Annotated in this window: 10 protein-coding genes and 2 pseudogenes; 6 read left to right on the top strand and 6 right to left on the bottom strand. The window is 49.1% G+C overall.

The features are described 5' to 3' along the window. Positions 1–112, bottom strand: a pseudogene (locus AC5L4R_RS10195) (IS5/IS1182 family transposase); the annotation flags it as partial. A 125-nt stretch (positions 113–237) separates the two neighbouring features. After that, entirely contained in the window at positions 238–417 is a 180-nt protein-coding gene (locus tag AC5L4R_RS10190; RefSeq protein ID WP_494473634.1) for a polymorphic toxin type 15 domain-containing protein, read from the bottom strand. Between the two features lie 221 nt (positions 418–638). Between AC5L4R_RS10190 and pgsA the strand changes: the two genes are divergently transcribed. Further along, a complete protein-coding gene (gene pgsA, locus AC5L4R_RS10185) occupies positions 639–1,298 on the top strand; it encodes a CDP-diacylglycerol--glycerol-3-phosphate 3-phosphatidyltransferase (RefSeq protein ID WP_494473633.1) in 660 nt (219 codons plus the stop codon). Positions 1,299–1,301: 3 nt separating this feature from the next. On the opposite strand, the gene AC5L4R_RS10180 is transcribed toward pgsA, so the two are convergent. Together AC5L4R_RS10180 and AC5L4R_RS10175 are read right to left on the bottom strand one after the other, a co-directional pair. Next, the gene (locus tag AC5L4R_RS10180) at positions 1,302–2,183 is read right to left on the bottom strand and encodes a crotonase/enoyl-CoA hydratase family protein (protein ID WP_494473632.1); all 882 of its coding nucleotides are present in this window, start codon (positions 2,181–2,183) and stop codon (positions 1,302–1,304) included. Positions 2,184–2,311: 128 nt separating this feature from the next. Further along, positions 2,312–5,398, bottom strand: a complete 3,087-nt coding sequence (locus tag AC5L4R_RS10175) for an ATP-binding protein (protein ID WP_494473631.1) — start codon at positions 5,396–5,398, stop codon at positions 2,312–2,314. A 248-nt stretch (positions 5,399–5,646) separates the two neighbouring features. Between AC5L4R_RS10175 and cysM the strand changes: the two genes are divergently transcribed. The 4 genes and pseudogenes from cysM to AC5L4R_RS10155 form a co-directional block, all read left to right on the top strand. Continuing rightward, on the top strand, positions 5,647–6,591 hold the full coding sequence (cysM, locus tag AC5L4R_RS10170) for a cysteine synthase CysM (RefSeq protein ID WP_494473630.1): 945 nt from the start codon (positions 5,647–5,649) through the stop codon (positions 6,589–6,591). Beyond that, a complete protein-coding gene (locus AC5L4R_RS10165) occupies positions 6,588–7,523 on the top strand; it encodes a 3'-5' exonuclease (RefSeq protein WP_494473629.1) in 936 nt (311 codons plus the stop codon). Before cysM ends, AC5L4R_RS10165 begins: the two co-directional genes overlap by 4 nt. Positions 7,524–7,632: 109 nt before the next feature. Continuing rightward, a complete protein-coding gene (locus AC5L4R_RS10160) occupies positions 7,633–8,337 on the top strand; it encodes a fumarylacetoacetate hydrolase family protein (RefSeq protein WP_494473628.1) in 705 nt (234 codons plus the stop codon). Positions 8,338–8,470: 133 nt separating this feature from the next. Then, positions 8,471–8,560: pseudogene (locus AC5L4R_RS10155) on the top strand (transposase); the annotation flags it as partial. Here AC5L4R_RS10155 and AC5L4R_RS10150 read toward each other — a convergent pair. Beyond that, complete coding sequence (locus AC5L4R_RS10150) at positions 8,538–8,963, bottom strand: hypothetical protein (RefSeq protein WP_494478064.1); 426 nt, start codon at positions 8,961–8,963, stop codon at positions 8,538–8,540. The pseudogene AC5L4R_RS10155 and the gene AC5L4R_RS10150 overlap by 23 nt on opposite strands. Before the next feature lie 10 nt (positions 8,964–8,973). Then, positions 8,974–9,627 (bottom strand): amidase domain-containing protein, encoded by a 654-nt coding sequence (locus AC5L4R_RS10145; RefSeq protein ID WP_115254065.1) that lies wholly within the window; start codon positions 9,625–9,627, stop codon positions 8,974–8,976. Between the two features lie 282 nt (positions 9,628–9,909). Here AC5L4R_RS10145 and AC5L4R_RS10140 point away from each other — a divergent pair. Next, positions 9,910–10,367, top strand: a 458-nt coding sequence (locus AC5L4R_RS10140; protein WP_494473798.1) for a transposase, incomplete at its 3' end; no start/stop codon positions are given.

Here is a 10,367-nt window from a genome sequence, read left to right as displayed (position 1 = left end):
CGATACTTTGCCAGTTGATTAGGTTATGTAGTTCATCGAGTTCTTCGATGGCTTTGTGAGCGTTAATGAGACTGTCTGCTAGGGAGAGTTGCCCTGTTTGTTTCCATGCCATATTCGTGTCTTTTGCCATCTGTTTGATTTTACTGTATTATATCACTTTTACAAACTTTTGTGCATTTGTTCGTGCAAAGGTTTCCTATATTAACTCCATATATTCATTTCTCATTATTTATTTGCTCATTTACAGATGTTTAATTGAATACTGAGTAAGCCATTGCCTTTGCCTTCTTTTATCGCAGTATCAGCATAATTGTCCATTTCACCAATGATCTTTTTCCACTGATTACCAATGGATGAATTTACGCTTGAGTCACCCATACATGTTGGTTTGCAGTCATAATATCCACCTGCAAACATATCTTAAATACAAATTTGATGGATTTTACTATAAGTACATTCAAATAATGTTTGTCGCAAAAACCCATCCGCCAGTGAATTGCTTGCCCAAACGCCGCACGATTGGGCTATAATGCAGCTGACAACGCGTATGGATGCTTGTTTGTTTTGCAAGATTTATTAGCTAGTTTCATCATCAGTCACCGCCCATATTTCATCAACCCATACCGCCAGCATTTGCCATGAGCCCAACACCTGACCGCACTAAGACACCGCGCAGTATTTTTAACCTACCGAATAACCTAACCATCGCGCGCATTGTCATGATTCCGCTGTTTGTCGCGATTGCGTATTGGCCGCCTGCGATGGGCATTGGGCAACCTGCTATCAGCAACAATGCGATTGCCAACATTGGCATGAACCATTGGGATGACAGCTTGCTGCGGCATTTTTTGCTGACGTTTGTGTTTATTTTGGCGGCGATAACCGATTGGCTGGATGGTTATTTTGCGCGGCGGCTGAATCTGACCTCAGCGTTTGGGCGGTTTCTTGACCCTGTGGCAGACAAGTTGATGGTCGCGGCAGCGTTGGTGATTTTGGTGCAATGGCACCCCGATGTGGTGATGGCAATCTCGGCGATTGTGATTATCTCGCGTGAAATTGCTGTGTCCGCGCTGCGCGAATGGATGGCAGAATTGGGCAACCGCACCAGCGTTGCGGTGTCGTATGTGGGCAAGCTTAAAACCACGTTTCAGATGATAGCCATCACTGTGCTGCTGCTCAACTGGCAATCGCTTGAGGTACTTGGCTATGGCTTGATGGTCGTGTCGGTGGTTTTGACGCTGTGGTCCATGATGATTTACCTAAAAGCCGCTTGGCCGTATCTTAAGCGGTTTGATTAAACGCTAAAAAAACTGGCGCGGTAAAAACGGCACGGTCGTGTCTTTGGCTTTTTTGAGTGCGCGGCGGCGATTGTTGCCCATCAGTAGCTTAATCTGCCAGATTTTTTCTTGATACAGTGTGCCAGCAGGCGGCGTGTGCATGGTATTGACAAGGCGTTTGCTGGCAAGTACTGCATCGGGTGAGCGTGTGGCAAGCTCGGCTGCCAGCGCGTGGGCATCGCGCATTGGGTCATCGCTGATATGGGTGATCACACCATAAGCTTTCGCGTCGGTCGCGTCAAACATGCGCGCGGTCATGGCAAGTTCTTTGAGCACATCAGCACGCACCACGCCAAACGCGCTTTGCGTCAAGCCCATGTCGGGCACAAGCCCCCATTTGGCTTCCATGATGGCAAACTGACAATCGCGCGCGCTGATACGCACATCACACGCCAACGCCAGTTGTAGCCCTGCGCCCAAGCAATGCCCATGGGTCACCGCAATCACAGGTATAGGCAGCTCACGCCAGCACAAGCACACGCGCTGAAAACGGCTGGCAGTTGGTTTGAGAAACTCTAGTGCCAATGTCGGTAGGTTTTGGCTTTGGTTGAGGTCAGCAAGGTCAATGCCTGCACAAAAACTTGTCCCACGTCCGCCGATGATCACCGCGCGCACATCGCGCCATGTTTTGAGCGTTTTGGCAAGCCCAATTAATGTGTCCATCATGACAAAGCTAAGCGCGTTGCGTTTGTCCGCGCGGTTAAGCCAGACGGTGAGCACGTTGTCAGCGGCTAGGCTGACTTCAACGTGTGGTGCAAGGCGTTGGTTGAGCGTGGCGACGCGTTCGGCAAGGGTGGATTTTGGGCGAATAAACCCAGGCAAGGCGAGGGCAGCAAGCGCGGTCATGGCAATTCCTTTTGATAAATTTTGGATAAACTTTTAACCAAGCTAAACTTTGTAACCAAATCGTGGCTTGTTGGCTTACTGTAGCCGTCCGTGGGTCAAATTGCAAACGCCACAAGCGAACCACACGTTCAAATCATTTTCCACACCATGTCTTGTTCTTTGAGCTGTGCATAGCGCAGCGCAGGAATGGCGGATAAATCAGCGTGTTTGAGCGCATCAAGGGCAGCAAGCAGTGTTTGGTAATGGGGCAGCAGTTGGTCAAACGCGCTGGCAGAGACCTCGGTGATTGCAGCAAGGCAGGCAGCTTCAAAGCGTTGGCTGGCATGGCGCAGTTGCGGCACGCCCGTGTAGCGGCTTGCCCCCAAGATACGGTGCGCAATATCAGCAAGCGTTTGGCGGTCATGCGCTTGCCACGCCGCGGCAAGCTCAGCGCGGTCTTTGTCTGTGCCATCAATGAGCATTAACAGCAGGCTACTGGCTAAATCGGGCTTGTTGGCAGCGCGTTGTAGCGCATCTTGCCAGTCAATCACCGCCAAATCGGCGCGTGCATCGCTGTCTGCCGCCTCAGTGGCAGCGGAGGCGGTCGTTTGGCTGGCGGTTGGTGGGTCAAAGTCGGCTAGATTGTCGGTTAGGTGGTCAGCAGGTGAGGGTAAGAGGTGGCTAAATGATGATTCATGGGGATTGACCGCTTGCCCAAGCCAACGCTGCAACACGTGGTGTAGCTGGGTTTGGTCGATTGGCTTGCCGACATAGTCATTGATGCCTGCTTGGGTCAGATTGGGCATTTCATCTGACAAACTGTGCGCGGTCAAGGCAATAATGGGTAAATGCCGTGTCGGTGTGCGCTGGTTCTCACGCTCGCGAATATGCGCGGCGGTCTGACTGCCCGACATGCGCGGCATTTGAATATCCATAAAAATCAAATCAATATGCTGCGCCTGTGTTGGGTCATCCAAAATCGCCAATGCCTCAAAGCCGCTACTTGCCGTGATGACTTCAACACCGACTTCTGCCAACAAGGCCTCAAGCACCAATAAATTGGGCAGATGATCATCCACTGCCAGTACCGTAAAACCCTGCCATTGCGGCAGTGTTGGGGCAGAGGCGGCGGCGTTTTGGCTATCAAACAGGCGATACAACTGCCCACGCTCAAGCGGCTGATACAACGGTTGCACTTGATAGCGCGCCAATAGCTCGGGGTCAAGATTGACTTGATAGCCAAACAGCGCAAGCTTGCCTGCATAATGCAAGCGCACCTGCTTGAGCAGCGCCAACGTGTCCTCACTGCTGGCATTATCGACAATCACCCAATCCCATTGCCGCGCACGCTCCTTGAGAGCCTCAAGCAGCCCCATCAGCGTCGCCGCGCTTGTCACCTCAATGGCAAGCGGACGCAAGCTGGCCTTGAGCACCTGTAGGCTTGCGGTGTGCCCAAGCCATACCAGCAATTGTAGCGGCTTATCCGATGGCGGCAGCCCAGGCAGGCGATAGCTTGGCGGCAGAGCGGCGGCAGACGCGCGCACAATCGGCAGGCTAAACCAAAACGTCGTGCCACGGGCAGGCTTAGCGTCGTCGCTTGCGTCATCGGCATTGGCAAAAAAGCCGATTTTACCGCCCATCTGATACGTCAGTTGTTTACAAATCACCAAGCCAAGCCCCGTGCCGCCATACTGGCGCGTGATTGACGGGTCACCTTGCGAAAAACTTTGAAACAGCGCCGCTTGCTGGGCGGCAGGGATACCGCGCCCCGTGTCCTGCACGCTAAATTGCAAACACTCATCGCGCTCGTCACTGAGTGCCACGCGCACGATAACCTCACCGTCATCGGTGAATTTAATCGCATTATTGACCAAATTGGTCAGCACCTGCTTGACACGCAGCGCGTCGCCCACCAGCGCGGTTGGCACATCGTCATAGAGCAAAATCGCCAGTCGCACGTTTTTTTCGGCAGCCAAGGGTGAGAGCATATCGCCCACATCATAAATCACGCGGTACAAATCATACGGGTGGCGATTGAGCACCAACTTACCTGCCTCGATTTTGGAAAAATCCAACACATCATTGACCAACGCCAGCAGGTGTGCCGATGATTTGCGAATGGTCTGCACATACAAATCTTGCTCGGGGTTGAGGTCGCCGCCGCGTGCCAACAGATTGCTAAAACCATCAATGCTATTGAGCGGCGTGCGCAGCTCGTGACTGATGTTGGCCAAAAATGCCGATTTGGTTTGGCTGGCAGAAATCGCCGCATCACGCGCATTGCGGATGGAAATATTTTGCATCTCCATTTCATCAAACGCTTGGCGTAGGTCATCCTCAGTTTGTTCAGCGTGGGCTTTGAGTTCTTGAAAACTGGCGTGCAGCCGCCGCAAGGTTTTGCCCAAATCATGCTTGAGCTGATTAAGCTCGCCGCGCGCGTGCAGCTTGAGCGGACGGTTGAGGTTGTCGGCGTGGGTGCGCTCAAGGTGCAGGCGCATTTCATAAATCGGTGCGATCCATCGCCGCGCATAATTGCTGATACCCAGCAGCAGTAGCAACACCGTCATCAGCCCCGTGGTCACCAGTACCAACAACACCTGATAACGTGCCAACGCCAGCGGCTGGTCGTCAATATCCACCACCAGCCACATATCGGGCAAATCAGGCGTTGCCAATGCCGTCAATGGCGCAGCATACAGCGTGCTTGATGGCAGGTTTACGCTATGGCTTGGCGTTTGGATCAACTGTTGGAGGGTAAAATTGGGTAGGGGCGTGTCGCGTCCGGGCGCATTGTCGGACGTATGACCACGCGTCAGCAGGCTGTTATCGGGGGTTAAAAATCCCCACAACCCCGTTTGGCTGGGTGGGTTATCCCAATGCCCTTTGCTGGCAAGCAGTTGCCCGTTGGTATTGACCAGTGCGATGGCTTGCAGCGGCTGGGGGTCATCAAGGCGTTGCAGCGTTGCGCGCAGGCGGTTTTGTAGGGCGGTGGGGTCTTGCCGCTGTGCCAATTGGCGGTTGAGTGCCAACACAGTCAGCTCCTCCTCTTGCGCCAGCTGCTGATAACGAAACAGCACATTTTGTGCAATCAACTGTTGCACTTGTCGTGCCGACGCGGTGGTATGCGCCAGCACCAATAGCCCACCAAACAACGCCAACACACTGATTGGCAAAAATACCAACACAATCAGCTGCCCATACGCCGTTGATAGGTCAATCAATCGCGCCTTACTCATCGCATGCCTTTAATCTGTCGCATATCCCCTGCCAGCATCAGCTGTGTTTTGCTAAACGCTGTAACAATCAAATCATCCCAACATCGCTAAAATTTTATGCCACCTTGTGCCAGCAAGCAAATATTAATCCGCAAAACTTGCACAAATTTTTTTGGCACACAACATCACATGACGCTTGGGGCAAAATTTGCTACAATTTTGCGCAAAAATGATTGGCAAACATCGCCAAGCCCACGCAAGGAACTATTATGCCTGCCACCACGTCCGCCACCTCTGCCGACTTTGACGCAACCTTAGATCCACGCCGCCAAACCGTACGCCTTGCCGACTGTGTGGGCGGTACACCGCTGGTTGAATTGCAGCGTATGCGCCCATCGGGTGCGCGCTTATTGGCGAAACTTGAAGGCAACAACCCTGCAGGCTCGGTCAAAGACCGCCCCGCGTTTAACATGATTTTGCAAGCCGAACGCCGCGGACAAATCCAAAAAGGCGATACCCTCATTGAAGCCACCAGCGGCAACACGGGTATCGCGCTGGCGATGGTTGCCGCCATGCAAGGCTACCGCATGACGCTCATCATGCCTGCCAACTCAACACAAGAACGTAAAGACGCAATGGCAGCCTATGGCGCGACGCTGATTGAAGTCGATAGCATGGAAACCGCACGCGATTTGGCGCAGCAAATGCAAGCCGATGGGCAAGGCTTGGTGCTTGACCAATTCAACAACCCCGACAACAAACAAGCGCATTATCTCACCACAGGTCCTGAAATTTGGCAGCAAACGGGCGGACGCGTGACGCATTTTGTCAGCTCGATGGGTACGACCGGCACGATTATGGGCGTGTCGCAATACCTCAAAGAACAAAATCCTGCTATCCAAATCATCGGCTTACAGCCTGATGCGCAATCTAATATCGCAGGCATTCGACGTTGGTCGCCTGAATACTTGCCCAAAATCTTTGAGCCAAGCCTTGTTGATACTGTCATGGACATCAACCAACACGATGCCGAAGTGTTCATGCGTAAGCTTGCGCGTGAAGAAGGCATTTTTTGCGGTGTGTCATCGGGCGGTGCAGCGTGGGCAGCGCACCAAATCGCCCAGCGTGAACCCGATGCGGTGATCGTGTTTATTGTTTGTGACCGTGGTGACCGCTACTTATCAACAGGATTATTTGGAGTAAGCGACGCATGAATGCGCCCGTATTGGTCTTTGATATCGAGACCATCCCCGACATTCGCCACGCCAAACACCTATGTGCCGAGCTTGCCGAATTGCCCGATGACGAAGCGTTACCGCAGCTACTGACCAAGTACGAAGAAGAAACGGGCAAAACATTTTTGCCGTTGCCGCTGCATCGTGTGGCGTGTTTGTCGGTGCTGTGGGTGCAAAATGACAAAATGACGCTTAAGTCTTTGGCGTTGCCCGAACACAATGAAGCTGAAATTTTAAACAAATTTTTTGCCTCACTAGATCGTGCACCCACACTGGTGAGCTGGAATGGGCGCGGATTCGACTTGCCTGTCATGACGTATCGCGCGCTGCACCACGGCATCAGTGCAGGCAAGCTGTTTAGCCAAAGTGGTGAGATGAAATACAACAACTACCAAAACCGCTACCACAATAAACACATTGATTTGATGATGCGGCTAGCGGCAGGTAGCACGCTCCAAAAACTTGATGTGGTCGCCAGTCTGTGCGGTTTTGCAGGCAAGCAGGATATCACAGGCTATGATGTTTTACCGATGGTGCAGGCAGGGGAATGGCAAAAGCTGACCACATATTGCGAAAGCGACGTTATCAATACATGGCTGGTGTATTTGCGCTATCAACGCTTGTTGGGGCAACTAAGTGGCGAGCACTTGGCGCAGTGGGAAGCAAAAACACGCGATTATTTACACACGCTTAAAAATACTGACGGTAGCGCGCGCCATGATAAATTTTTAGACGCATGGGGCGGTGTCAATCAAGCGCGTGACAATCCCCACACCGATACAGCAACCGCAGAGCCGACTCATCACGCGTTGGAGGATGCCACAAGCCCACCAAGTGACGTGCCAAGCGATGCTATAAACCAACAGACCCAAGCTTTAGAGCATACCACCACAAATGCTCATGCTATTTAATCAAGCGGCGCGCTTAGCCAATGCGCCCGCTTAGTTTGGCAACCAAATTAGCTTAGCAACCAGTTTAGCAACCAAATCATGCCACACCAATCCATAAGGACAAGCCACAATGAACTATATGTTTCCCCCACCACAACCTGCCAGCCTTGCCATTTATCAAAGTGCGCAGCGTTTTGCCGTGCGCCGCGTGTATTGCGTGGGGCGTAATTATGCCGACCACGCGCGCGAGATGGGCGCAGACCCCACACGTGAGCCGCCGTTTTTCTTTTGTAAAGCCAGTGACGCAGATTCTATCATTGCCGTGCCAGATGGGCAGGTTGGACGCATGCCATATCCCAGCCAAACCCAAAACTTGCATTTTGAGACCGAATTGGTCGTTGCCATTGGGCAAGCAGGGACAAATATCAGCCGCGATGCGGCCGCCGCGCATATTTTTGGCTATGCCATTGGCTTTGACATGACGCGCCGTGACCTACAAAACGACATGAAACAAGGCGGCAAGCCGTGGGAAATCTCCAAAGCCTTTGATCATGCCGCACCGATTGGTACGCTATACCCTAAAACCGCCGTGCCTGATATCAATAACGCCGCGATTACCTTGGATGTCAATGGCGAACTGCGCCAATCGGGCAATGTCAGCCAGATGATTTGGCAGATTGATGAAGTGATTGCCAATTTGTCAACGTATTTCACCCTACAACCAGGGGATTTGATTTTTACGGGTACGCCTGCAGGTGTTGGCGCAGTGCAAGTCGGTGATCAGCTGCACGCGCAGATTGATGGTTTGGGCAGTTTAGATGTCAAAATTGTTTAACAAAAAAGCGGCTTAATACAAGCCGCTTTTTATCATCCGTTGCCGTAAACCTGCGACTTTAGGCGGTGGATATAAGGCAACTCTGTAGCTATGCTTACACACGATAAGATACTAAATATGTTAAAATAAACCCATGAAAACACTCAAGCTACGCATACGAGACAAACACACAAACCAACTAAACCGCCTAAGCGGTTCGGTTAATTTCGTATGGAACTATATTTAAGGTATTTTTCTGTCGCTGGAGTCACATAATTCTTCCACTTTCCATCACCTGTATAATCACTAGGATTTAAAGCTACTTCTGGAGGATTACCAGTTCCAAAAGTATATTTTATCTTTTTACCATTAATTAATAATTCTCTATCCTGCCAGTTTGTGTTAGGCATTTGAAACTCTTTCTGACCGTTGGCAGTAGAAATTGGTGCAACAGATAATTGATTAACAGGTTGGATTGAAGAGAAGTTAGGAGAATTAATATTTTGATTTGTCTGTTTAACGGAACTATTATTACTATTATTTTGAATATTCGCATTTAAATTATCTTCAGGTTTAAGCCAGTAAATGAATGCAAAAATAGCCACTACGATTATAGTGACTATAGACAAAATGATTTTATTTTTCATAAGAACTCTATTAGCTTCTAACCTTTGCAAAAACTGGTGTATCATTTGGACTGCGTGCTATGACTTCAGTCAATAAAATATTTTGCTGAGGAAGATTAGGCATATTAGTATTTGGATTCACTCCACCATTATGATAGCTTACTAGTGGTCCATAACTAGCAAATGGATTCCACCAAGGTTTTTCTTGATATCCTGTCACAATCATGGTGTGATGAGATTTACCACCGCTTGTTAGAAAAGCAATATCACCTGGTCGTAGTGAATATAAGTCACTCGTAGGTAACACAGATTTTTCATACTTATCATTTATGATACGTCTATAAAACCCAGCAGCCGTTGACCAAGTTTGGGAATTAGTGAATGCTCTTTTGGCATTATTCCACGCAACATACCAAGTATTTGTACTTTTGTCATCTCTACTAGCAGTATATTGCCAACCGCCTGTATGTAACGCCTGACTAACGAAGTTTGTACAGTCACCACCCTGTAATGTATTTGCTGAAAAATCAGGATATTGTGGGTTCTTTGATAAAGCCCACTGATAAGCATAGTTTGAAGCCATAGAAGAATTATAAGGAGAATATCTTGGTGCATCAGCCATTGCAACGCAAGATGTAATCATGCTTAGACTAATTGCAAAAATCTTTAAAATATCTTTTCTCATAATATACCTCTTTAAAGCGTAGGCTACTAAAATTCGGAAAAACTCTGAATTAACTTTACATACATTTGTTAAATAATTAAATAGTTTTTTGTAAGAATTTTGAAAAATCTTTTATTCTTTCAATACTTTTTAAAAGCTTTTGTCTTTTTAGTAAAAATCTTTGAATGCCTTATTATTATTGGGCTAGAATGAGTTTTAGAAACCTTTGCACGAACAAATGCACAAAAGTTTGTAAAAATGTTATAATACAGTAAAATCAATCAGATAGCAAAAGACACGAATATGGCATGGAAACAAACAGGGCAACTGTCCCTAGCAGACAGTCTCATTAACGCTCACAAAGCCATTGAAGAGCTTGATGAACTACACGACCTTATAAACTGGCAAACTATCGAACACACTCTACGCCACGTCCATAGCAATGAACGTGGTGAAAGTGCCTTTCACCCAGTCATCATGTTTAAAATCTTGTTACTACAAAAACTCTATAACCTATCTGACCCAGCCATGGAAAAACAGCTAGCACGAGACTTACTATTTCGTCGCTTTGTTGGGCTATCACTTACCGATAACGTACCCGACCACAGCACCATCTGGCGATACCACAAACACTTAGGTGAACTTGGACTCATTGAACCCTTATTCAACCAAATCAATGAGCAACTAGCCGAGCAAAATATCATCATCAAAGCAGGCAGTGTTAGCATCATTGATGCCAGTATCGTTGAAGCCAAAAACAA

The organism is Faucicola sp. SE7633, assembly GCF_059264685.1.
This window is presented reverse-complemented; position numbering and strand designations above follow the sequence as displayed.

What these genes read in the sequence shown, in the direction of transcription:
- cysM (WP_494473630.1), top strand. Translation starts at nt 5,647, where the DNA reads ATGCCTGCCACCACGTCCGCCACCTCTGCCGACTTTGACGCAACCTTA.
- AC5L4R_RS10150 (WP_494478064.1), bottom strand. Translation starts at nt 8,963, where the DNA reads ATGAAAAATAAAATCATTTTGTCTATAGTCACTATAATCGTAGTGGCT.
- AC5L4R_RS10165 (WP_494473629.1), top strand. Translation starts at nt 6,588, where the DNA reads ATGAATGCGCCCGTATTGGTCTTTGATATCGAGACCATCCCCGACATT.
- AC5L4R_RS10180 (WP_494473632.1), bottom strand. Translation starts at nt 2,183, where the DNA reads ATGACCGCGCTTGCTGCCCTCGCCTTGCCTGGGTTTATTCGCCCAAAA.
- pgsA (WP_494473633.1), top strand. Translation starts at nt 639, where the DNA reads ATGAGCCCAACACCTGACCGCACTAAGACACCGCGCAGTATTTTTAAC.
- AC5L4R_RS10175 (WP_494473631.1), bottom strand. Translation starts at nt 5,398, where the DNA reads ATGAGTAAGGCGCGATTGATTGACCTATCAACGGCGTATGGGCAGCTG.
- AC5L4R_RS10145 (WP_115254065.1), bottom strand. Translation starts at nt 9,627, where the DNA reads ATGAGAAAAGATATTTTAAAGATTTTTGCAATTAGTCTAAGCATGATT.
- AC5L4R_RS10160 (WP_494473628.1), top strand. Translation starts at nt 7,633, where the DNA reads ATGAACTATATGTTTCCCCCACCACAACCTGCCAGCCTTGCCATTTAT.
- AC5L4R_RS10190 (WP_494473634.1), bottom strand. Translation starts at nt 417, where the DNA reads ATGTTTGCAGGTGGATATTATGACTGCAAACCAACATGTATGGGTGAC.